At 47.0% G+C, this 23,191-nt stretch carries 23 protein-coding genes and 1 riboswitch; of the genes, 12 read left to right on the plus strand and 11 right to left on the minus strand.

Annotated elements, in window-relative coordinates; all coding sequences use genetic code 11:
* Position 1 precedes the first annotated feature (1 nt).
* Together AC4MRV_RS07550 and lpxL are read left to right on the plus strand one after the other, a co-directional pair.
* Positions 2-607: a YrbL family protein gene (locus tag AC4MRV_RS07550; protein WP_491186815.1), complete on the plus strand. Its 606-nt coding sequence runs from the start codon at positions 2-4 to the stop codon at positions 605-607.
* On the plus strand, positions 591-1,529 hold the full coding sequence (gene lpxL, locus AC4MRV_RS07555) for an LpxL/LpxP family Kdo(2)-lipid IV(A) lauroyl/palmitoleoyl acyltransferase (RefSeq protein ID WP_491186816.1): 939 nt from the start codon (positions 591-593) through the stop codon (positions 1,527-1,529). The genes AC4MRV_RS07550 and lpxL overlap by 17 nt, the downstream gene beginning before the upstream one ends.
* 56 nt (positions 1,530-1,585) lie before the next feature.
* On the opposite strand, the gene pyrE is transcribed toward lpxL, so the two are convergent.
* On the minus strand, positions 1,586-2,227 hold the full coding sequence (gene pyrE, locus AC4MRV_RS07560) for an orotate phosphoribosyltransferase (RefSeq protein ID WP_005472617.1): 642 nt from the start codon (positions 2,225-2,227) through the stop codon (positions 1,586-1,588).
* Between the two features lie 219 nt (positions 2,228-2,446).
* A complete protein-coding gene (rph, locus tag AC4MRV_RS07565; RefSeq protein WP_004410877.1) occupies positions 2,447-3,163 on the minus strand; it encodes a ribonuclease PH in 717 nt (238 codons plus the stop codon).
* 142 nt (positions 3,164-3,305) lie between these two features.
* Between rph and AC4MRV_RS07570 the strand changes: the two genes are divergently transcribed.
* The gene (locus AC4MRV_RS07570; protein WP_491186817.1) at positions 3,306-4,172 is read left to right on the plus strand and encodes a YicC/YloC family endoribonuclease; all 867 of its coding nucleotides are present in this window, start codon (positions 3,306-3,308) and stop codon (positions 4,170-4,172) included.
* A 62-nt stretch (positions 4,173-4,234) separates the two neighbouring features.
* Here the strand turns inward: AC4MRV_RS07570 and AC4MRV_RS07575 are convergent, their stop codons facing one another.
* Positions 4,235-4,660, minus strand: coding sequence for a phosphate-starvation-inducible protein PsiE (locus AC4MRV_RS07575; RefSeq protein ID WP_491186818.1), 426 nt, complete (start codon positions 4,658-4,660; stop codon positions 4,235-4,237).
* Between the two features lie 103 nt (positions 4,661-4,763).
* Complete coding sequence (locus AC4MRV_RS07580; protein WP_491186819.1) at positions 4,764-6,134, minus strand: NCS2 family permease; 1,371 nt, start codon at positions 6,132-6,134, stop codon at positions 4,764-4,766.
* A 66-nt stretch (positions 6,135-6,200) separates the two neighbouring features.
* Positions 6,201-6,300: riboswitch (purine riboswitch) on the minus strand.
* A 293-nt stretch (positions 6,301-6,593) separates the two neighbouring features.
* Between AC4MRV_RS07580 and gmk the strand changes: the two genes are divergently transcribed.
* The 5 genes from gmk (at position 6,594) to recG (ending at position 12,708) form a co-directional block, all read left to right on the plus strand.
* The gene (gene gmk / locus AC4MRV_RS07585) at positions 6,594-7,217 is read left to right on the plus strand and encodes a guanylate kinase (RefSeq protein ID WP_491186820.1); all 624 of its coding nucleotides are present in this window, start codon (positions 6,594-6,596) and stop codon (positions 7,215-7,217) included.
* 152 nt (positions 7,218-7,369) lie between these two features.
* A complete protein-coding gene (gene rpoZ / locus AC4MRV_RS07590; protein WP_047049053.1) occupies positions 7,370-7,642 on the plus strand; it encodes a DNA-directed RNA polymerase subunit omega in 273 nt (90 codons plus the stop codon).
* Between the two features lie 39 nt (positions 7,643-7,681).
* Positions 7,682-9,802 carry a bifunctional GTP diphosphokinase/guanosine-3',5'-bis pyrophosphate 3'-pyrophosphohydrolase gene (spoT, locus tag AC4MRV_RS07595; RefSeq protein WP_491186821.1) on the plus strand — a complete coding sequence of 707 codons (2,121 nt, stop codon included), beginning with the start codon at positions 7,682-7,684 and terminating at the stop codon, positions 9,800-9,802.
* Between the two features lie 63 nt (positions 9,803-9,865).
* The gene (trmH, locus tag AC4MRV_RS07600) at positions 9,866-10,549 is read left to right on the plus strand and encodes a tRNA (guanosine(18)-2'-O)-methyltransferase TrmH (RefSeq protein ID WP_491186822.1); all 684 of its coding nucleotides are present in this window, start codon (positions 9,866-9,868) and stop codon (positions 10,547-10,549) included.
* A gap of 80 nt (positions 10,550-10,629) precedes the next feature.
* The gene (gene recG / locus AC4MRV_RS07605) at positions 10,630-12,708 is read left to right on the plus strand and encodes an ATP-dependent DNA helicase RecG (protein ID WP_491186823.1); all 2,079 of its coding nucleotides are present in this window, start codon (positions 10,630-10,632) and stop codon (positions 12,706-12,708) included.
* A 63-nt stretch (positions 12,709-12,771) separates the two neighbouring features.
* Here the strand turns inward: recG and cysQ are convergent, their stop codons facing one another.
* The 4 genes from cysQ to AC4MRV_RS07625 form a co-directional block, all read right to left on the minus strand.
* Positions 12,772-13,599 carry a 3'(2'),5'-bisphosphate nucleotidase CysQ gene (gene cysQ / locus AC4MRV_RS07610; RefSeq protein ID WP_491186824.1) on the minus strand — a complete coding sequence of 276 codons (828 nt, stop codon included), beginning with the start codon at positions 13,597-13,599 and terminating at the stop codon, positions 12,772-12,774.
* Between the two features lie 27 nt (positions 13,600-13,626).
* Positions 13,627-14,175 (minus strand): ADP compounds hydrolase NudE, encoded by a 549-nt coding sequence (gene nudE / locus AC4MRV_RS07615; protein ID WP_491186825.1) that lies wholly within the window; start codon positions 14,173-14,175, stop codon positions 13,627-13,629.
* 139 nt (positions 14,176-14,314) lie between these two features.
* The gene (gene nfuA / locus AC4MRV_RS07620) at positions 14,315-14,902 is read right to left on the minus strand and encodes a Fe-S biogenesis protein NfuA (RefSeq protein WP_491186826.1); all 588 of its coding nucleotides are present in this window, start codon (positions 14,900-14,902) and stop codon (positions 14,315-14,317) included.
* A 92-nt stretch (positions 14,903-14,994) separates the two neighbouring features.
* Positions 14,995-15,540, minus strand: a complete 546-nt coding sequence (locus AC4MRV_RS07625; protein WP_491186827.1) for a ComF family protein — start codon at positions 15,538-15,540, stop codon at positions 14,995-14,997.
* A 227-nt stretch (positions 15,541-15,767) separates the two neighbouring features.
* Here AC4MRV_RS07625 and bioH point away from each other — a divergent pair, with 227 nt between their 5' ends.
* Positions 15,768-16,565: a pimeloyl-ACP methyl ester esterase BioH gene (gene bioH / locus AC4MRV_RS07630; protein ID WP_491186828.1), complete on the plus strand. Its 798-nt coding sequence runs from the start codon at positions 15,768-15,770 to the stop codon at positions 16,563-16,565.
* A 117-nt stretch (positions 16,566-16,682) separates the two neighbouring features.
* Positions 16,683-17,153, plus strand: coding sequence for an ATP-dependent Lon protease (locus AC4MRV_RS07635; RefSeq protein WP_491186829.1), 471 nt, complete (start codon positions 16,683-16,685; stop codon positions 17,151-17,153).
* An 85-nt stretch (positions 17,154-17,238) separates the two neighbouring features.
* Here AC4MRV_RS07635 and AC4MRV_RS07640 read toward each other — a convergent pair whose 3' ends face one another.
* Both AC4MRV_RS07640 and greB read right to left on the minus strand, forming a co-directional pair.
* Positions 17,239-19,569, minus strand: coding sequence for a Tex family protein (locus AC4MRV_RS07640; protein WP_491186830.1), 2,331 nt, complete (start codon positions 19,567-19,569; stop codon positions 17,239-17,241).
* 55 nt (positions 19,570-19,624) lie between these two features.
* Complete coding sequence (gene greB / locus AC4MRV_RS07645) at positions 19,625-20,107, minus strand: transcription elongation factor GreB (protein ID WP_491186831.1); 483 nt, start codon at positions 20,105-20,107, stop codon at positions 19,625-19,627.
* Between the two features lie 171 nt (positions 20,108-20,278).
* Between greB and ompR the strand changes: the two genes are divergently transcribed.
* Positions 20,279-20,998 (plus strand): osmolarity response regulator transcription factor OmpR, encoded by a 720-nt coding sequence (ompR, locus tag AC4MRV_RS07650; protein ID WP_005472616.1) that lies wholly within the window; start codon positions 20,279-20,281, stop codon positions 20,996-20,998.
* Between the two features lie 68 nt (positions 20,999-21,066).
* Complete coding sequence (gene envZ / locus AC4MRV_RS07655) at positions 21,067-22,386, plus strand: two-component system sensor histidine kinase EnvZ (RefSeq protein ID WP_491186832.1); 1,320 nt, start codon at positions 21,067-21,069, stop codon at positions 22,384-22,386.
* Positions 22,387-22,426: 40 nt separating this feature from the next.
* Here envZ and AC4MRV_RS07660 read toward each other — a convergent pair whose 3' ends face one another.
* On the minus strand, positions 22,427-23,188 hold the full coding sequence (locus AC4MRV_RS07660; protein WP_491186833.1) for a type II secretion system protein N: 762 nt from the start codon (positions 23,186-23,188) through the stop codon (positions 22,427-22,429).
* Positions 23,189-23,191 lie beyond the last annotated feature (3 nt).

Consider the following 23,191-nt stretch of genomic DNA (forward strand, 5'->3'; position numbering starts at 1 on the left):
CATGCCATCTATTTTAGACTTATCACAGACCCCAAGAATTGGTACCGGGAATGAAAGGATATGCTTCGAACACCCCGAAAACCCAAACCTGTGCATCAAAGTTTACCATCCGATGGAAGAGATCATGAAACACACCAAAGTGGTGCGACAACAAAATGAAATGGAGTCGTACTATTTTGGGCAGCTCGAAAAGCGTGGAGTACCATTCACCTATATCCCTCGCTGCCATGGTTGGATTAACACGAGTTTAGGACCTGGGTTAGTATTTGATAGAGTCATCAATGAAGATGGTTCTCCCGGCAAACCCTTAAAAGAGATGTTAGCTGATGGTTCGATATCGAGAGACGAAGCGTTAGAGGTTCTTAAACGTATTGAAAGCTACTTACTAAAATATGCAATTAGCATTTGTGACGTTAGCCCGGGCCATATACTGATGCAAAAAAAAGGCACTCAACTCATACCGCAGGTCATTGACGGTGTTGGGAGTCGTTACAACGATTGGAAACTCTACTTACTGACTTTTGCGCATTTTTTTGCCCGTCGTAAAACCAAGTCCCTTTGGCATAAACTTATTTCTATGATGCTTAACCATGAACACACTAAATAACAAACTCACCTTTACTCAAAAGGTTCATCCCAAGAATTGGGGAATTTGGCTAGGCTTTGGATTACTTGGTCTTATCGTTACCGTGCTCCCCTATGCGGTTTTACTCAAATTAGGCCGAGGAATTGGTTCACTCACTGCGATTGCGCTGAAGAGCCGAGCCCACATTGTTCGACGAAATCTAGAGCTTGCTTTCCCTGAAATGGAACAGGCTGAACGCGAAGCAATCGTCAAAGAGAACTTAAAAAATACTGGACTCGCTCTAATTGAGACAGGTATTGCTTGGTTTTGGCCAGAGTGGCGCTTCAAGCGCTTAATTCAATTTAAGAATATTGAGCAGATTGTTGACCTCGATAAACAAAAGAAAGGCGTGCTGGTTGTCTGTACACATGCGCTTAACTTAGAAATCACGGCTCGTGCATTTGCAACCTTTGCTCCGGGTTATGGCGTATATCGCCCCCATGACAATCCAGTGTATGACTTCATTCAAACATGGGGTCGTACTCGTTTTGGTAACCAAATGGTCGATCGAAAAGATGTAAAAGGTATGCTCAAGATCCTGCGCCGCGGCGGCCGACTATGGTACCTTCCGGATCATGATTATGGGCGCAAAAACGCTGTTTTCGTGCCATTTTTCGCAATTGAAGATGCATGTACAACAGCAGGAACTGGGGTACTAATTGATGCAAGTAAGTGCGCCGTCGTGACTGCTTCTAGCTTCCGTAAAGGGGCTATCTACACACTACAGGTGGACGACGAATTCAGCGCAGATTTCCCGCGTAAAGACGCAGAAGGTGCAGCAAGGGTGATGAACCGAGCTATTGAAAAGGTGATCCTACGCGGATTGGATCAGTGGATGTGGGTGCATAAACGCTACAAAACGATGGTCGATAGAGCCATGGGCAAAGGTTCACGCTATAAATAACATCAAAAAAGGCATCCAACTGGATGCCTTTTTAGTCTTACCAGTGATTCAGCACCTTAAATGCCGTACTCAGCGCGGTACGCTTTAACTGCTTCTAAGTGCTCTGCGTCAGTACCTTTCTCTTCTAGGAAAGTTACTAGATCAGTCAGGCTAACAATGGAGATGATTGCACAACCAAAGTCACGCTCAACTTCTTGGATTGCAGACAGCTCACCTTTACCTTTTTCTTGGCGGTCAATTGCAACCAAAACACCAGCCAGATCTGCACCGTTAGCTTGGATAATTTCCATCGACTCACGAATTGCCGTACCCGCAGTGATTACATCGTCCACCAGCATGATACGACCTTCAAGTGCGCTACCTACTAGGTTGCCACCTTCACCGTGATCTTTCGCTTCTTTACGATTGAAACAGTAAGGCGTATCCACATCATGGTGATCCGCTAGTGCAACCGCTGTTGTCGTCGCGATAGGAATACCTTTGTACGCAGGGCCAAATAGTACGTCGAACTCAATGCCAGAATCCGCTAGCGCAGCTGCGTAGAAGCGACCTAAACGCGCTAAGTCACGACCCGTATTGAAAAGACCAGCGTTAAAGAAGTACGGACTCTTACGGCCAGACTTTAAAGTAAACTCGCCAAATTTTAGGACTTCTTTCTCTAGTGCAAACTCAATAAATTCACGCTGGTATGCTTTCATTACTTTCTCTCTAAATAAAAGGTCTAGTTTTCTAGACGGTTCATAACATAAAGAAACATTTTCTAAATAGATGGCTTGGCAGCTAGGCAACAAGCGCTTTCAGCCCTATGAGCATAGGGAACCTATGTGATTAGGGGGAAAGAGTGCAGTTAACAACGCTGCAATGCTATCTATAACGAAAATAAAAAAATAGCTTCCAAATGGAAGCTATTTTAAAAATCAATTTTCTAACGCCGCCTTCTGCGCCGCTACGATCTCGGTAATACCTTTGGTCGCCGACTCCAGCAACTTCATCAGCTCAGCGTGGGTGAACGGTTCGCCCTCTGCTGTGCCTTGAACTTCGATCATGCGACCATCTTCGGTCATCACTACGTTCATATCGGTATCAGCTGCTGAATCTTCTGTGTACTCAAGGTCACAAAGGATATCTTCACCTAGAATGCCCACAGAAACAGCTGCTACGTGGCCTTTCATTGGGTTCGCTTTTAGCTTGCCCTTCTCAACTAAGTGTTGGAATGCATCTGCCATCGCAACGCTCGCACCAGAGATAGACGCAGTGCGCGTACCGCCATCCGCTTGGATTACATCACAGTCTACTGTCACCATGATTTCGCCCATTGCTTCCAGATCAACCACTGCACGTAGGCTACGAGCAATCAGACGTTGGATTTCCATCGTACGACCACCTTGCTTACCACTTGCTGCTTCACGACGCATACGCGAATGTGTAGAGCGTGGAAGCATGCCGTATTCAGCCGTTACCCAGCCTTTACCCTGACCTTTTAGCCAGCGTGGAACGTTCTCTTCAACGGTCGCATTACAAAGTACTTTTGTATTGCCGAATTCAACCAATACAGAACCTTCTGCATAAGCTGTGTAGTTACGAGTAATTTTGATTGGGCGAACTTGGTCCGCCTTGCGATCGTTTGGACGCATGGGCATCTACCTTATATGAAGGGGGAGACGTTTTTGGTTGGAGCAGGATTATAGCGAAGTTTGCTCTTCAAAGCTATCGGTCTGGGATTTGTGCTACTATTGCCTCGCGTTATTTTCAAAGATGATTAAACAGGAAAATTCGATGATCTACAGTATGACAGCCTACGCACGTAAAGAAGTGAAAGGCGATTGGGGCAGCGCCGTATGGGAAATTCGTAGTGTAAACCAACGCTACCTTGAAACCTACTTCCGCCTGCCAGAGCAGTTCCGTGGCCTAGAGCCAGTACTTCGTGAGCGTTTCCGTAAGCGCTTGGCTCGCGGCAAGGTTGAATGTGCGTTGCGTTTTGAAGCGAACCCAGCGGCAAAAGGCGAACTGAGCATCAACGAAAATCTAGCACAGCAAGTGATCAATGCGGCTAACCAAGTGATGCAGATGACGGGCGAAGAAAGCCGCTTAAACCCATTCCAAGTCATGAACTGGCCTGGCGTAATGGAAACGTCTGAACAAGATATGGACGCGGTAAACAAAGACCTGCTGGGCGCATTCGATGAAGCCGTAAGCGAGTTTATTGAAGCGCGTGGCCGTGAAGGTGAAAACATGAAAGCGCTGATTGTTCAGCGTTTAGATGCGATCACTGACGAAGTGGTTAAAGTGCGTGCGCGTATGCCTGAAATTTTAGAGTGGCAACGTGAGCGCCTGTTCTCGAAGTTTGAAGAAGCGAAAATTGAGCTAGATTCATCACGTGTAGAGCAAGAACTGATCCTTCTCGCGCAAAAATCTGACGTGGCTGAAGAGCTAGACCGCCTAGACTCTCACGTAAAAGAAGCAACCAACATCCTGAAGAAAGGTGGCGCTTGTGGCCGCCGTTTAGACTTTATGATGCAAGAGTTTAACCGCGAGTCGAACACACTAGCGTCTAAATCAATCAGCACAGACATCACAGCATCTGGTGTTGAACTTAAAGTTCTAATCGAACAAATGCGTGAGCAGATCCAAAATATTGAATAATCAGTTCTTCTGATAGCAAAAGCCCCGCACAATTGGCGGGGCTTTTTTATTTTGTCTCTAACCTACTCATCTTTTTCGGCAGTATTGTTATCGATATATGGCCAATAGTGGTGTCCCACTCGAATCACCATAGTCGCTATTGCCAAAATCAATGCTGCCACGGATAGCCAAACGACCAATACTGCATCCAGCTCTTTCATACCGAGCGTGATGTAGCGAGCGATCGCCATCATCGCAATATAAATAGGGTATCGAACTGGGATCTTACCGTTCATCACGAACTGCTTCACCATCGCCAGCACTTCGAGATAAATGAACATCAAAAGAATGTCGGTCAGTAGAACACGTTTTTCAGTAAAGACATGAACAAACTCTTCGACCATCGCAAACAAGGTCGCAAGAGTAATCGCCACCAGAAGAACGGCTTCGAGCGCGTGGAAAGTCTTAAGAAAGGGTTTACTGAAAGACTTAGGAAGATTGGAAGGCATAACCTCTATCCGTAGGAAATCTAATAGGCAATCAGTTTACCACGAGAAAAAGGACAAGAAAGCGGGCGAGTATCGATTCCTCAATACTCGCCCGTTTTTATCACTAAAGCAGCAATAGGTACGCTAAGAACACCACACCTAAGCCATAAATGACTAGGTGAACTTCTTTACCTTTACCAGCAACCACCATAGTGAAGGCGTAGCTGATAAAGCCCATCGCCATACCGTTGGCAGGAGAGAAACTCAGAACCGTAAACATGATGGTAAAGAACGCCGCAATACGAGACTCTTTCTTATCCCAGTTAATCTGACCTAAACGGCCAATCATGTAGATACCAACAACCACCATCGCAGGCGCAACCATCGCCGCTGAAAAGATAGAGAACAGTGGGTATAGGAATAGAGAAACAAGAAACAGACCTGAAACAACAACCGCCGCTAAACCTGTTTTCGCACCTTGAGAAGAAGCAATACCTGACTCTGAGAATGCAGTAATAGACGTCGTACCTAAGACCGAACCAATCACGGTACCACCTGCATCAGCCACCAGTGCAGAACGTGCATTTGGCACTTTGCCGTCTTTGTCGATGATGCCTGCGTCACGGCCTACACCAACGATGGTGCTCATACCGTCAAAGAAGTCGACAATCAGGAAAATAACAACGATAAACAGTAGGTCGAACATCTTCTCTGCGGTTAAGCCAGAGAAGTCAAAAATCGCCCCAAAAGTACTCGCTATACTAGGCGGCATTGTCACGATTTCATTTGGTACTGGCGCATTGTTTGTGCCCATCATCAGGTCAGCGATAACCGTCAGTACGATTGCAGAAACGAATGAAATAAAGGTCGCTAGCTTGATGTCACGGACCATACAACCTAGCGCAATAAAGATACTGATGTAAGCGATGATCACTTGAGGGTCGGCAATGTTACCCATGCCAACCAGTACGAATTTGTTGTCAACGATAATACCCGCGTTCTTCAGGCCTAAGAATGCGATGAAGAGACCAAGCGATACCGTGATGGCATTTTTTAAGTCTTCCGGAATCGACTCAATCAGCGACTTACGAATATTGGTCAGAGAAAGCAGCAGGTAGAGCACACCAGAGAGGAAGATACCAAACAGCGCTTCATTCCACACCAAAGCCACCGAGCCACTTAGCAGCATGCCTTTGAAGAAACCGTTCATGCTCATGCCAGGTGCCAGCATAACTGGGTAATTCCCCCATACACCCATGATGAAGGTTGCGATTGCCGCAGCCAAAGCCGTTGCTGTAAATACCGCCCCCTTATCCATACCAGGGATGCCACCCAAAATAGCAGGGTTAACCGCTAGGATGTAGCTCATCGCAAGGAAGGTAATAAAGCCAGCGTATAGCTCTGTACCTAGAGTGGTTTTTCGCTCAGAAATTTTAAAGATGGACTCAAGAATACCTGGGGTGTTCTGGGCTTTAACAGCAGTGTCGAGACTCACGGTGAAACCTTAATTAAATGAATAGACTTTATCGGAATCAAATGCTGTATATGTGGGTATGGTATCCACTGACAAGACAAAAACTGTAGTCACTAAGATAGGCTCAGTGGTAGAAACGTCTAGTCCAAATCACTAGATATATACAGCATTTAATCGTTTGCGCGAATTGTACGAATCCCGAGTAAAAACTCAATGCCTTTTTATTGAAATTCACACAAAAAGCAAACGTTTGCCTGAAAGGGGTATTATTCGTGATTCAACGTTCACCTCAACGAGAAATCCGGTTCTTACAACAAGATGGGTTCTAGTTGTTCTAAAATAGTGATTTGTGCTATTCTTCGCCTCCATTTTTCTGACCTATTTTTCACCAATTCGGTGAACCGACATGGTCAGTGCTATCTTTAAAATATGTCGATAACTTCTCATCGGCGACATCAAACCAAACGTGGAATTGGACCTATGGGCAAAGGCACTCTTTATATCGTATCTGCACCAAGTGGCGCGGGAAAATCGAGCTTGATTTCAGCAATGCTAGAAACCAACCCTACATACGCAATGAAAGTGTCTGTATCACATACCACTCGTGGCATGCGTCCTGGGGAGCAAGATGGCGTGCACTACCATTTTGTACAAAAAGAGTACTTTGAAGAGTTGATCGAGCAAGGTGCTTTTCTTGAGTATGCTGAAGTGTTCGGTAACTACTATGGTACCTCTCGCATTTGGATTGAAGAGAACCTAGAAAAAGGTATCGATGTATTCCTAGATATTGATTGGCAAGGCGCGCGTCAGATCCGTGAGCAAATGCCACAAGCGAAAAGCCTGTTCATCTTGCCGCCATCAAACGGTGAGCTTGAACGCCGCTTAAATGCTCGTGGTCAAGACAGCGAAGCAGTCATCGCAAAACGCATGGCTGAAGCTAAATCTGAAATCTCTCACTACAGTGAGTACGATTATGTCATCGTCAACGACGACTTCGATAATGCCCTAACGGATTTTAAATCTATTATTCGAGCGGAAAGATTGAAGCAAGACAAACAAGCTGCTAAATATAAAGGCATGCTTGATGCTCTATTAGCAGAGTAACCCCTACTTTTACAGGCTGAGTAGTCAAACGATCCTAAGATCTTTTTATGATCTTTCCTGGCTAAGCGAGCGACATAACTCTAGACACTGGGAATAGTCAGCCTGTATAATTTCTCGTCATACAAAATTTTAGTTAACTATTTGGAGTCCTCATGGCACGCGTAACTGTTCAAGACGCTGTTGAAAAAGTTGGCAACCGTTTCGACCTAGTTCTTATTGCGGCTCGCCGCGCTCGTCAAATGCAAACTGGCGGTAAAGATTCACTAGTGCCAGAAGAGAACGATAAGCCAACGGTTATCGCTCTACGCGAAATCGAAGAAGGTTTAATTACTAAAGAAGTTCTAGACGCTCGTGAACGTCAAGAACAGCAAGAGCAAGAAGCGGCAGAGCTAGCGGCAGTAAGCAGCATCGCTCACAACCGTTAATTCTGACTTTAGAATTCAACAACCTCCCGGGCCTATAATTTGTATCTATTCGATAGCCTCAAAGACGTTGCCCAAGAATACCTAACAGAGCCTCAAATTGAGGCTCTGCGTCAATCTTATGTGGTAGCGAAAGACGCCCATGAAGGGCAAACCCGCTCTAGCGGTGAACCTTATATTATCCACCCTGTCGCTGTAGCTCGTATCTTGGCCGAAATGCGCCTAGATATTGAGACATTACAAGCTGCACTTCTTCATGATGTGATTGAAGACACTGAAGTCACCAAAGAAGAACTTGAAGAGCAATTTGGTAATACCGTTGCTGAACTTGTGGATGGTGTATCTAAGCTGGATAAGCTTAAATTTCGTGATCGCAAAGAAGCGCAAGCAGAGAACTTTCGCAAAATGGTTCTTGCCATGGTGCAAGATATCCGCGTAATCCTCATCAAGCTTGCTGACCGAACGCACAACATGCGTACTTTAGGCGCTCTTCGTCCTGATAAAAAGCGTCGAATTGCTCGCGAAACCTTAGAAATCTACTCTCCATTAGCCCACCGCTTAGGTATCCACAACATCAAGACAGAGCTGGAAGAGCTTGGTTTTGAAGCGCTATACCCGAACCGTTATCGTGTTCTTAAAGAGGTAGTAAAAGCGGCGCGTGGTAACCGTAAGGAGATGATTCAACGTATTCATGATGAGATCGAAGGTCGACTTGGAGAAGTCGGACTTAAAGCTCGTGTCTTTGGCCGAGAGAAAAACCTTTTCTCCATCTACAACAAGATGAAAACCAAAGAGCAGCGCTTCCATACCATTATGGATATCTACGCTTTCCGAGTGGTAGTTGAAGACGCCGATACCTGTTATCGCGTTTTAGGCCAAGTTCACAGCCTCTACAAACCGCGTCCAAGCCGCATGAAAGACTACATTGCGGTACCAAAAGCGAACGGTTACCAGTCGCTCCATACTTCAATGGTTGGCCCGCACGGTGTGCCTGTTGAAGTCCAAATCCGTACCGAAGATATGGACCAAATGGCGGACAAAGGTGTTGCAGCCCACTGGTCTTATAAAGGTAGTGGTGAACGCACGGGGACTACAGCTCAAGTCAAAGCGCAGCGTTGGATGCAAAGCTTACTTGAACTACAGCAAAGTGCCGGTAACTCTTTTGAGTTCATTGAGAACGTGAAATCTGATCTATTCCCAGATGAGATTTACGTCTTTACGCCAAAGGGCCGTATCGTAGAACTTCCTGTCGGCGCAACTGCAGTGGATTTTGCTTATGCGGTTCATACTGATGTAGGTAATACTTGTGTTGGTGCTCGTGTTGACCGTAACCCTTACCCACTAAGTAAGGCACTAAAGAACGGTCAAACTATCGAAATCATCAGCGCACCGGGGGCTCGACCAAATGCAGCGTGGCTCAACTATGTCGTGACATCCCGTGCACGTACCAAGATTCGCCAAGTGCTTAAGACCATGCGCCGTGAAGAATCAATCACGCTAGGTCGCCGCCTACTCAACCATGCGTTAGGTGAAATGTCTTTGTCAGACATTAGCGAAGAGAATATTACTCACGTTCTTAGCGAGCTAAAAATCGCTTCGGTAGAAGATCTACTGGCTGATATTGGTTTGGGTGAACTCATGAGTATCGTTATTGCTCGTCGCCTACTAGGCGATGCGGACGAACTTACTGAAACTTCAGGCCCTGACGATAAGTCGAAGAAAAAGCTCCCGATTCGTGGTGCAGAAGGCTTATTGCTTACTTTTGCAAACTGTTGTCATCCAATACCGGACGATCACATCATTGCGCACGTATCTCCAGGTCGTGGCTTAGTGGTTCACCGTGAAACCTGTCCAAATGTTCGTGGCTACCAAAAAGAGCCAGATAAGTACATGGCGGTAGAATGGTCAGAAGACTATGAGCAAGAGTTCATCACTGAACTGAATGTGGATGTACAAAACCGACAAGGTGCGCTCGCAGAGTTAACCAACGTTATTTCTAAGACTGGCTCGAATATCCATGGCCTATCAACAGAAGAGCGTGACGGTCGACTTTACACAGTCACAGTACTGCTGACGACCAAAGACCGCGTTCACTTGGCTGGCATTATGCGAAAAATCAAATCAATGCCTCAAACGCTCAAGGTTCGCCGTCGTAAGAACTAATGTTTACTTGAGATTAAAAATGCCCTTGATGCTTATGCCTCAAGGGCTTTTGTTTTATAGATTATGAATTTAGAACGCTACAACCGAATCCAAGAAGTCCTCAAAGCACGTCAGGCAGATCTAACGCTTTGCTTAGAAGAAGTTCACAAACCAAACAACGTATCCGCGGTGATCCGCACAGCCGACGCAACGGGTGTCCACAAAGTTCACGCTGTGTGGCCAAACGAGATGCGCACACTAAGTCACACATCCGCGGGCGCACGTAACTGGGTTGATGTTGAAACCCACGATAGTATCGAAGAGGCAATCAGTGAGCTTAAGTCTCAAGGTATGCAGGTGTTAGTGACCAACCTGTCAGAGGCAGCTGTCGACTTTCGTGAGATCGATTACACCAAACCGACTGCCATCATTCTGGGCAGTGAAAAAACAGGCGCATCAGAGCAAGCCAAGCAATTGGCCGATCAAGACATCATTGTGCCAATGGTTGGGATGGTTCAATCACTTAACGTTTCTGTTGCCAGTGCCGTGATCTTGTATGAAGCGCAGCGCCAACGTGAAGCTGCTGGCATGTACGACAATGAGGTCAGCTCTGTTCCTGAAGAAACAATTCACCGCCTACTGTTTGAACGCGGCCATCCTGTGCTGGCGAAAGTCGCCAAACGTAAAGGCTTAGCTTACCCACCGCTTGATGAACAAGGGCAAATCGTTGCTGATGATGCTTGGTGGGCTGAAATGCAGAAGAAGTAACCAGTCAAAAATCCCTGTACAAAAACACAGCTCGGTGGTTAACTATCTAGATTAGATTGAATGACTTACCGAGCCCTGCTATGTCCCAACTGCTATCTGCAATTCCTCTGACTTCACTGACTGGTGTCGGTGCAAAAGTGGCTGAGAAACTGGGAAAAGTGGGGCTGAACTCCGTCCAAGATCTGCTTTTCCATCTTCCACTGCGCTACGAAGACCGGACTCGAATCTATCCTATAGCAAAGTTACATGCCGGCCTTTGGGCAGCAGTCCAGGGTAAAGTTATGGCTGTTGATACTCTGTTTGGCAAACGCAAAATGCTGACGGTTAAACTCAGCGACGGGAATGGCACAATTACCTTACGCTTCTTTAACTTTACCGCCGCGATGAAGAATAACTTCTCAGAGGGCAAAACGGTCCATGCATATGGTGAGATCAAACGAGGTGGCTTTGGTCTAGAAATTGTTCACCCTGATTACAAGTTTTACGCACCTAACCAAAAAGCAGACATTGAAGAAACGTTAACGCCTGTCTATCCAACGACTGAAGGGCTACGCCAAGTTACGCTGCGCAACCTCACTGACCAAGCCCTAGCACTGCTAGATAAAGCGGCTGTACAAGAGTTACTACCTGCTGGGCTATACGACCACCAAATTACACTTGGCCAAGCGCTGCACACGATTCACCGCCCACCACCAAGTATGGACTTAGACCAATTTGATGAAGGCAAAAATCCAGCTCAGATTCGACTGATCATGGAAGAACTGCTCGCGCAAAACTTATCAATGCTTTCAGTAAGAAGCAAAGGACAACAAGACGCAGCGTTACCTCTGGGCGAACGAAATCAACTGAAGTGCCAACTGCTTCAACAACTCCCCTTTTCTCCAACCAATGCACAAACTCGCGTAGTAAAAGAGATTGAGCAAGATTTAGAGCAAGCGCACCCTATGATGCGTTTAGTGCAAGGGGATGTGGGTTCAGGTAAAACATTAGTCGCTGCACTGGCAGCGGTCCGCGCACTCGAACATGGCTACCAAGTCGCACTGATGGCGCCAACCGAACTCCTCGCTGAGCAGCATGCAATCAACTTTGCCAATTGGTTTGAACCCATGGGCATCAAAGTCGGTTGGCTAGCCGGCAAATTAAAAGGTAAAGCAAAAGAGGCCGAATTGGCTCGAATTGCCAGCGGCGAAGCGCAGATGGTGGTCGGTACACATGCACTATTTCAAGAACACGTAGCATTTAATCACCTCGCCCTTGTTATCATCGATGAGCAGCACAGGTTTGGTGTCCACCAGCGTCTTGAACTGCGTGAGAAAGGCGAAAAACAAGGCGCGTACCCACATCAGTTAATCATGACAGCAACCCCAATTCCTCGCACCTTGGCAATGACCGCGTATGCTGATCTGGAAACATCTGTAATTGATGAGCTACCTCCTGGTCGAACACCCATTCAAACGGTCGCTATCCCAGACACCAAAAGAGATGACATTATCGAGCGAGTGCGCAATGCCTGCCTAAATGAAGGCAAACAAGCTTATTGGGTATGTACCTTAATCGACGAATCAGAAGTCCTCGAAGCTCAAGCCGCAGCAGAGACCGCTGAAGATCTGCAACGTAAACTGCCAGATGTAAAAATTGGCTTAGTGCACGGTCGAATGAAGCCAGCAGAGAAGCAAGCCGTAATGCAGGACTTCAAAGACAATAAACTGCAATTGTTAGTGGCGACCACCGTCATTGAGGTCGGTGTCGACGTGCCAAATTCCAGTTTGATGATCATCGAAAATCCAGAGAGACTCGGTTTGGCTCAACTTCACCAGTTGCGTGGCCGTGTAGGTCGAGGGAGTGTCGCCAGCCATTGCGTATTGTTATACCACTCGCCACTTTCAAAAACCGCACAAAAGCGTTTGTCGGTATTACGTGAAAGTAATGATGGTTTTGTTATCGCTCAGCGCGATTTAGAGATTCGTGGCCCAGGTGAGCTATTGGGTACTAAACAAACGGGCATGGCAGACTTTAAGATTGCAGATTTAGTCCGTGATCAGCGCTTAATTCCAGAAGTTCAGCGTATCGCTCGTCATATTCATGACAATTATCCGGAGAATGCTACGGCCATTATTGACCGTTGGTTAGGCGATAGAGACGTTTACTCGAAAGCCTAGAATCAAAAAAGGCTTGGTATTGTCCACCAAGCCTTTCTTATCCATATCGCTTTAAGTGTAGCGTTAATCCTTAACTTGCAGAATCTCGTCCCACGGTAAGTCTTCATCACCAAGCACAATAAAGTTCGGGTTTTCCAATGATTCACGCTCATTGTATGACAATGGGGCGAGTTGAGTACTGAGAATACGCCCGCCCGCCTCTTCAACAATGCACTGCGTTGCTGCAGTATCCCATTCACCGGTTGGTCCTAAGCGAAGATAACAATCCACCGCCCCTTCCGCGACTAAACAGGCTTTTAATGCGGCCGATCCAAGCGGCACTAAATCATAGTTCCACGCACTACTCATTCGACTCGTAATACGATTGATATCTTGACGACGACTAATAGCGATAGCGATCGGGTGTGCTTGACCATCATGCTGATGACTCTTAATTCGCACGCTTTCACTCATATCAGGGATCTTCCATGCCCCCTTGCCATGATAAGCATAATAGGTCACCCCAGATACTGGGCCATAAACCACGCCCATCACAGGCTTATGATTTTCAACTAAGGCAATAATCGTGGCAAAGTCACCGCTGCGTGCTATGAACTCTTGCGTACCATCCAGCGGGTCCACTAGCCAGTAACGGCTCCACTGCGAACGTTTTTCCAAACTAATATCCGCCGCTTCTTCTGACAATACCGGAATGTCAGGCGTCAGCTCAGTTAGCTTTTCTACAATCAGCTTGTGAGCAGCAATATCGGCACTGGTCACTGGGGTTTCGTCACTTTTAGTGTATTCCTCGTACTCTTTTTTCTCGTAGATATCGAGGATAAGTTGCCCTGCCGAGCGGGCGACTTCTATCACTGCAGGCAAATGATGGGAAAGGTCTTCTGTCATTGGCATAGTAAATCCTTATCGCTCTGCATTAATTTATGGTTTTAGGGTACGCAGAGCGAGTAGCAACGCTGTAATACTGCGTGCTTCGCAAAAATCGAGATGGGTAAGGAGCTCTTCAGCTTGAGCTAGAGGCCAACGGATGATCTCTAACGGCTCAGGCTCATCACCTTCTAGTTGTTCTGAGTATAGATCCTCTGCGATAAACAGAGTCATTTTGCTGGAGAAATAAGAGGGAGCTAAGACCACATCTTTCAATGGTGTCAGCTTACGTGCACCAAAGCCAATCTCTTCTTTTAGCTCTCTATCAGCCGCTTCAGGTGGAGTTTCACCAGGGTCAATCAACCCCTTAGGGAAACCCAACTCATAGCGTTCCGTTCCTGCAGCATACTCACGCACCAACAGCAAGTCACCTTGCGCGGTCACAGGTACCATCATAACGGCATTACGTCCGCTAGGTTTCATGCGCTCATAAGTACGTTCTTCACCATTACTAAAGCGCAACTCCATCGCCTCAATGGTAAACAATCGTGATTGTGCAACGGTTTGTTTAGCCAGAATCTCTGGTGGGTTCCGTTTCGCCATGAACGCGCTCCTTAGCATAAGATGAAGCTATTAATATATGAGAAATTAGTCGACTTTGAAATCAAAAAAAGGGCTGACATTATCGTCAACCCTTTGTATTCCATATGGTTAAATAGCGTTTCTCACTATCTAAACAAATTTAGTAATAAGAGTGCTCACCACGGTCATGCTCTGTTGCATCACGTACAGCCGTCAGCTCACCTTCAAATTGCTGAAGTAGTTCTTTTTCGATGCCTTCTTTTAATGTCACATCAACCATAGAACAACCGTTACAGCCACCACCGAACGCAACAATTGCCACACCTTCATCGGTGATTTCTACCAAGTTTACGTGGCCACCATGCCCAGCTAGCTGAGGGTTCACTTGAGTTTGGATCGCATACTCTACGCGCTCTAATAGTGGAGCATCATCCGATACTTTACGCATTTTGGCGTTTGGTGCTTTAAGCGTTAGCTGAGAGCCCATTTTATCAGTAACAAAGTCGATTTCCGCGTCTTCTAGAAACGGTAGGCTTAGCTCGTCAACGTAAGCTGAAAAATGCTCGTATGTCAGTTCCGTATCCGATGACTCCACAGCTTCAGGTGGACAGTAAGAAACACCACACTCCGCATTTTGAGTTCCTGGGTTCACAACGAATACACGAATGTTAGTACCTTCCGGCTGTTGGCTCAGAAGGTTAGCGAAATGCGACTGAGCATTTTCTGTAATTGTAATAGGATTTGACACGACGAATACCTGAGTAAATTTGTAGGCTATTTAGTCACCATTTTACTCCTGATTTTGCCAAGATCTAGCCCTTAAAGACGAAAACTCGCTTTCTAGCTTTTATCTGCTGGCTCAGGAGTACGGCATATCGTGTAAATATCAACGCTTTTAACCCCAGCATCAAGCAGTAATTTGCATAAATGATGCACAGTACTGCCTGTAGTGAGAACATCATCAACAATCGCGACATGCTGCGCATTAACCTGATTTCGCAGCGCAAACACTCTGTGAAGGTTTGCCATGCGTTGCTGACGGTTTTTTCCTTGCTGAGGCTCTGTCGCCCTCACCCGCTTAAACAAGGGTTGATAACTTGAACCAAGTTGCTTCGCCATCGCAATAGCGAGTAACTCACTCTGATTAAACCCGCGCAACCAATGACGGCGCCAGTGCAAGGGTACACTGGTAATCACAGGTGCAGGAGAACTGACTCTTGACGTAAACAGTTCAGCTAGCTTTTCTGCTTGCCAAAACTGACGCTCATACTTAAGTTTGTGCACATAATCAGATAAGGGCGCTTGATAGTCGCCAACACAGAATAGCCTCGTCCAGAGTGGGGCATTTTTCAAACAGACTCCGCACTCAGCAACAAAGGTTTGCATTGGTAATCCGCAACGTTGACACCTTGCCACAGGTTCAAAGTAACCCAAACAGTGATCACACAACCAAGAGAACTTTTGCTCACCGATGACCCTGAGCCCACAAACCTCGCATTGCACAGGCAACAGGTCTGTTATGTACTTCTTTCCCCAATACGATAACATAGCCCTCTGCACGATTTATCAGCAATACATCGTGCTATTGTGTCGCAACTAAGCAGAGCAAAAGGATGAGAAAAGTGGTACAGACCGAGAGCATTGCAGCACCGCTACATTGGCAAACCTCTGGCGAAGGCCAAGATTTGGTATTGCTTCACGGCTGGGGAATGAATGGTGCTGTTTGGCATCAAGCAGTGGAAGAGCTAAGCAAAAGCTATCGAGTCCATGTCGTTGACCTACCGGGATTTGGCCACAGTCACCAACATCATTTTGAGACCATTGAACAAATGGCAGAGCTTGTTCTAGCTGACGCACCAAAACAAGCGGTTTGGTTAGGGTGGTCATTAGGCGGTTTGCTCGCGACCCACATTGCAGCCCATCATCCTGAACGTGTCAGCAAACTGATCACGGTTGCCAGCTCTCCTAAGTTTGCTGCTGAGCGTCCGTGGCGAGGTATTCAGCCTAACGTGCTCAGTGCGTTCACTGAACAATTGGTCGAAGACTTTCAACTCACGATCGAGCGCTTTATGGCGCTTCAAGCTATGGGAAGCCCCTCTGCACGCCAAGATGTGAAAGCACTAAAGAAAGCCGTTCTTTCACGCCCTACTCCAAATCCAAAATCGTTACTCGCTGGGCTGCAACTCCTAGCAGATATCGACTATCGAGACGCCCTTAGTCATATTAAAGTGCCTACATTACGTTTATATGGACGCTTAGATGGACTTGTTCCTGCTAAGGTAGCTAGTGATGTGGACGACCTAATGCCACTTAGCGAAAGTTATATGTTTGGCGCTTCATCCCATGCACCATTTATGACGGAATTTAACGAGTTTTGTCAGCAAGTTAGCCGCTTTATCACCGAGAAATAACAATTTATTACACTCAATGCGCTAAATTTTTGACCATTATGGTCGATAAATAAACGAGCCAGGAAAATATCGCTAAAGAGCGTTATGAGTATGGGCTGGGCGTGAGGAGGTAAAGCGATGCTCGTATCACCTACTAACGTAAGTGTGCCGCTAATCGCCCCATCGGTGAATGTTCAAACGGAGCAAACAGCTCGTGACAATAAAGTTCGCGAACCTGTCCCTGCAGCGATTGCATTGGCTAAGAGTAATGCAGAGCGACAAGTCAAAGCAGACGATAAACGACGCAAACAGTCATCTTGGGACCCAGCGGAGCATCCCGGCTATGAAACTGGTGAACAAGACGAACTGAGCGTTGCGATTCAGGAAGCCCCTCAAGATACGCTTGAGCGGATCTTCCAACTGCTTGCCCTCGACAGTTACAGTAAAAGTCAGGGTCGAGGCTACGCAATGCGCTTTCGGTTACCCAAACGCATCATCGATGCGGCGATAACAGAGGGTAAGATGGAAAAGCGCCGAACTGTGATTAAGTTTCACTATGGTCACTCGGTAGCGCCCAACACACCTTCTGATGTCATAGCGGTGTTGTAGTACCTACATAAGTTAGGAAATACCGAAAAAAATCCCCGCTCCTGAAAAGGACGGGGATTTGTCTTTTAGCGGTTACGATCGAACTTTAGCGCTTCGCTTTAGCAAATGCCGCCGCAAATGCTCCGCCCATCGCACTGTTACCACTCGACTCATCTCGGCGACGCTGACCGCCAGATTTGCTCGGTGCTTGACGTTGCTGACCACGTGGAGCTGAAGAGCGTTGCGCTCGGTTATTTTGACCAGGTTCATCGCTCAGGCGCATCGAGAGACCAATACGCTTACGCTGCACGTCCACTTCCATCACTTTCACTTTGACGATATCACCCGCTTTAACCACTTCACGTGGGTCCGAGACATATTTGTCCGTCAGTGCGGAAATATGCACCAAACCATCTTGGTGAACACCAATATCAACGAATGCACCAAAGTTAGCCACGTTGGAAACCACCCCTTCAAGTACCATGCCCGGCTCTAAATCAGATACCGAGTTAACCCCTTCAGCAAAGGTTGCGGTTTTAAATTCTGGGCGCGGGTCTCGACCTGGCTTATCGAGCTCTTTGATAATGTCCGTCACGGTTGGCAGACCAAAGCTATCATCTGTGTAATCAACCGCATGTAATCCTCGTAAGAATTGAGTATCACCAATCAGCGATTTCACATCTTTACTGTTTTTCTCTGCGATCGCTTTAACGACTGGATACGCTTCAGGGTGAACAGAAGAGGCATCAAGTGGGTTCTTGCCATCCATAATTCTTAAGAAGCCTGCACACTGTTCAAATGCTTTAGGCCCAAGGCGCGCCACTTTCTTCAAGGTTGTGCGTGCTTCAAAGCGTCCATTTTCATCACGGTAATCGACAATGTTCTGCGCGATGGTGCTTGAGAGACCAGCCACGCGTGTCAGCAAAGCAGGAGAGGCCGTATTCACATCAACACCCACCGCGTTTACACAGTCTTCAACCACGGCATCAAGACGTTTTGCCAGCATAGATTGGCTAACATCATGTTGGTATTGGCCTACACCGATTGATTTCGGGTCAATTTTAACAAGCTCAGCTAGAGGGTCTTGGAGACGGCGAGCAATCGATACTGCGCCGCGCAATGATACGTCCAGATTCGGGAACTCTTTCGCTGCAAGCTCGGAAGCTGAGTAAACCGATGCACCCGCTTCGCTGACCATGATTTTCTGTACTTTGAGGTTATTGCGCTTGATGAGATCTGCCACGAAGCTGTCTGTCTCTCGCGATGCCGTACCATTACCAATCGCAATCAAATCAACGTTAAACTGTTTAACCATCACCGCCACAACTTGGGCGGATTTGTCGTACTGGTTCTGAGGTGGGTGTGGGTAGATGGTCTCAGTCGCTAGCACCTTACCCGTTGAGTCCACCACCGCTATCTTAGAGCCAGTACGCAAACCTGGATCAAGACCTAGAGTGGCACGCGGACCCGCTGGGGCTGCCATCAGTAAGTCTTTCAAGTTAGTAGCAAACACTTCAATCGCTTCGATTTCGGCGCGCTCTTTCATCGCCCCCATCAGTTCGGTTTCCATGTGCATCGAAACCTTGATGCGCCAAGCCCAACTAATGACCTGTTTACGCCAGCCGTCAGCAGGCGCGCTGCTTAAAGAGATACCGTAATGGTCTGCGATGATAGTTTCACAATACGATTGACGAACACCCTCTTCCTGAGCAGGATCGGCGTTCATCGCAAGTGTGAGGAAACCCTCGTTGCGACCACGCAGCATCGCTAAAGCACGGTGTGAGGGCACCTTACTCAACGCTTCGTTGTGCTCAAAGTAATCTTTAAACTTCTCGCCTTCACGCTCTTTGCCTTCAACAACACGAGCCACCAGCTCTGCATTGCGGTTAAGGTGGTGACGAATCTTTTCTAGCAGATTGGCATCTTCAGCAATGCGCTCCATGATGATTGCACGGGCACCATCTAATGCCGCTTTGGTATCTGCTACGCCTTTGTCGGCTGCAATGTAGAGTTCAGCTTCACTATCAGGGTTGGTTTGAGGTTCATTCCACAGCATGTCTGCCAAAGGCTCTAGACCCGCTTCAATCGCGATTTGACCTTTAGTACGACGCTTAGGCTTGTATGGTAGATATAAATCTTCAAGGCGGGTTTTGCTGTCAGCTTGATTGATTTCTGCTTCAAGTTCCGCACTCAATTTACCCTGCTCTTGAATCGATTTCAGGATGGTCTGACGACGGTCATCCAGTTCGCGAAGGTAGGATAAACGGCTATCAAGATTGCGCAATTGGGTATCATCTAATCCCCCCGTCACCTCTTTACGGTAACGAGCAATAAAGGGGACTGTGTTGCCATCATCAATCAGGTTAACAGCAGCAGTAACTTGCTCAGTACGAACATTCAGTTCTTGAGCAATCATATGACAGATAGCTTGGCTCATCCGTTGAATCTCTTTAATTATGTTTTAGTTGTATATGGGGGCACAGACGCGGAATCTAAAGTGACTGCTTGTAGTCGATACGGTTAACAAACCACTCTTTGTAACCATCCGGTGTTTTGACACTAAACTCATCGTCCACTTCTTTTTTTAGCAGCGCGCGCGCCATAGGCGAATCGATAGAAATATACCCTTTCACATCGCCATAGATTTCATCTGGACCAACAATGCGAAACGACTTTACATCACCTTCTTCGTTTTCAATCTCAACCCAAGCCCCAAAGAAGACTTTACCTTCTTGCTGCGGTGAGTAATCCACCACCTTGACCTGCTCTAAGCGTTTGCGCAGGTAGCGGACACGGCGATCGATTTCACGCAGACGTTTCTTGTTGTATTGGTAATCTGCATTCTCACTACGGTCACCCAAGCTTGCCGCCCAAGTCACTTTCTTAGTCACTTCCGGCCGCTCCTCCTTCCATAAGAAATCGAGCTCTTTCTTAAGACGATCAAAGCCTTCACGCGTAATTAGGTTTGTTTTCATATTTCTGACGATATTGAATTGAATATGACGTATACATTAGCTAAAAAGGAAATAAACGTTAACAATTCTTTGCGCCACTTTAGTCAGAACAGTGTTACATTTTGACTGGTTAAAAAGGGCAATAGAGCCCGGTCCTGAGCGCCAAGCTTATTTGATAGGTGGAATCATTACATGCAAGAAAATTACAAGATTTTAGTCGTTGATGACGATGCACGCCTACGTGCACTGCTAGAGCGTTACTTGTCTGAGCAGGGATTCCAAGTGCGCAGCGTCGCCAATAGCGAGCAAATGGACCGCTTACTGACTCGTGAAAACTTTCACCTTATGGTGCTCGATCTAATGCTACCGGGTGAAGATGGCCTGTCAATTTGCCGTCGCCTACGTAATGCTAACAACATGTTGCCAATCTTGATGCTAACAGCCAAAGGCGATGAAGTTGATCGTATTGTAGGTCTTGAAGTGGGTGCGGATGATTACCTACCAAAACCGTTTAACCCACGCGAGTTGCTAGCACGCATTAAAGCTGTGCTGCGTCGTCAAACAACGGAACTGCCGGGCGCACCGAGTAGTGAAGAGTCGGTTGTTGAGTTTGGCGATTTTCGTCTAAACCTCGGAACCCGTGAAATGTTCCGCGGTGAAGAAGCGATGCCACTGACATCGGGAGAGTTTGCAGTATTGAAGGCACTGGTCACCAATGCTCGTGAACCAATGTCTCGAGATAAACTAATGAACATGGCTCGCGGCCGAGAGTACTCAGCGATGGAGCGCTCTATCGACGTACAAATTTCTCGCTTACGCCGCATGCTGGAAGTTGACCCAAGCAAACCGCGTTATATTCAGACTGTGTGGGGATTGGGCTACGTATTTGTCCCAGACGGCAAAGAAGCCTAATCTGAATTCTGCTAAAGTGCGAGACATTGTCTCGCACTTTTTGTTTTCCCACTAGCAAGGTTGTTGGTATGCGTATTCGCAGCTCATTTACTCAATCGATCATTATTTTTCTGACGCTGTTAATTGCCAGTCAGATTTATTCTTACTACGCCGTGTTCAACTACGCGTTAATGCCAAGTTTGCAGCAGTTCAATAAAATCCTCAGCCATGAGATTAACTTGATGCTCGACGACTCAGCCCAGCTTGGAGACGAGCTGGCACTGGATGCTCCGCTGCGCCGCCGAGTATTAGAGCAACTAGGTGTCACCATTCACGCGGAAGATAGCGCCATCGCCGATGAGTATTACCACGCGGTAAGTATCGATCTCATGAGTGAGGAGATGAGTAATGAGCTTGGTACGCCTACTGACGTACGCATGATGCTCGGAGCTGAGAGTTACATTTTATGGATGAAGATCGATTCCCTGCCCGGCTCCTTGTTGCGTATCCCTTTATCAGAGTTACAGGAAGAAGACTTCACTCCACTGTTTCGTAACAGCTTAATTATGGCGCTGCTGATCATCGCTGGTGGTTGGTTGTTTATCCGTTTGCAAAACCGCCCTCTGATCGCTTTAGAGCGCGCAGCCAAAGGCGTTGGACGTGGCGAAATTCCCCCACCTTTACCGGAAAAAGGCCCGTCTGAAATTCGTTCCGTGACTCGTGCGTTCAATCAGATGTCCAAAGGTATCCAAGCGCTCGAAGAAGATCGCGCACTACTAATGGCGGGCATCAGCCATGACTTACGCACACCTCTAACCCGTATCCGTCTTGCGACAGAGATGATGTCACCTGAAGATAGCTACTTAGCAGAAGGGATCATCGGAGATACCGAAGAGTGTAATGAAATCATCAGCCAGTTTATGGACTATCTAAAACCAGTAAACAAACAGTCCTTCATCGAGGTTGACCTCAATGATATCACTGAAGACGTTGCGTCATCAGAAGGCGGATACGAGGTTCAAATAGAAACCCAATTCCATCAACCAATGAAAGAAACCCTCGGCAGTCCGATAGCCATAAAACGTGCGGTGAGCAACTTAGTGGTCAACGCGCTTCGCTATGGTAACGGATGGGTGAAGGTAAGCACTGGTATTACCGCAGATAACAAACTCGTTTGGGTCTGCGTAGAAGATAACGGGCCCGGTATTGAACAAAGCCAGATCGGTAAACTGTTTGAACCCTTTACTCGAGGCGACACAGCTCGCGGCAGTGAAGGAACAGGCTTAGGTTTAGCAATAGTGAAACGTATCGTTAGCCAGCACAATGGCTCGGTTATCGTAAACAACCGCAGTGGTGGCGGTCTAAAAGTTCAGATTAGTTTCCCAGTAATGAAAAGCACTAATCGCTAATCAAAAAGGCCGCTGATTCAGCGGCCTTTTTAGTCAATGATTACAAGCGTCCGTTGTAATTAAAACGGTATTTACCTTGCCCATCAGGCTTAGGCAGCCATCCTAGCTGCTCACGAAACGATGCTGGAAACTGCTCTCCTGGTTTAAACCAAGCTGTACTCTGATAACTTCGATTCGGTTTCAACACCACTTCTGCTTCACTCTCTACATGCGAGCTGCGCTGATCCCCTTTCAGAGTAATCGTACTTTCAGCACACGTAAAGTTGGCGACCACAGGGCCCACTTTTAAGCTAGCCAGAGGAGTACCAATGCTATCCGTATTCCAAACGATGCTTCCTTCACCCGTTTGGCAGTATGGCGCTGCGTAAGTAAGATGTTTCACACTCAACTCAACTTGCCCCGTTAAGTCGAGAGGAATAGGCAAGCGAGGAGCAAACTCCATCACCTGCTCAACAGGTAACGATGCGATCAAATTTTCTGCGTAGGCACCTGACAATCCATAGCCGACAGAGCCACGGCCAGTTAACTGCATGTCACTACCGCGACCAAAACGCACTTGCGCTTCTGCTTTACCTGCCAATAATTTACTTGGCTGGAATTGCCACTGAACTTGACCTAAGTTATCTCTTTGCCAACGAACAGCCGCAGCTCGACCATTCCACAACGTTCCCTCAACACCAGACAGCTGCAATTGTGCGGGTATCGGCGCATACTTCACTACCAACTGAGCCGGTAAGTGAATGAGAGCACTGCTCATAAATATCAGAACTAAACCTAAAGAGAGTAAGATTACTTTTTTCACCGA

This window comes from Vibrio sp. (genome assembly GCF_984391705.1).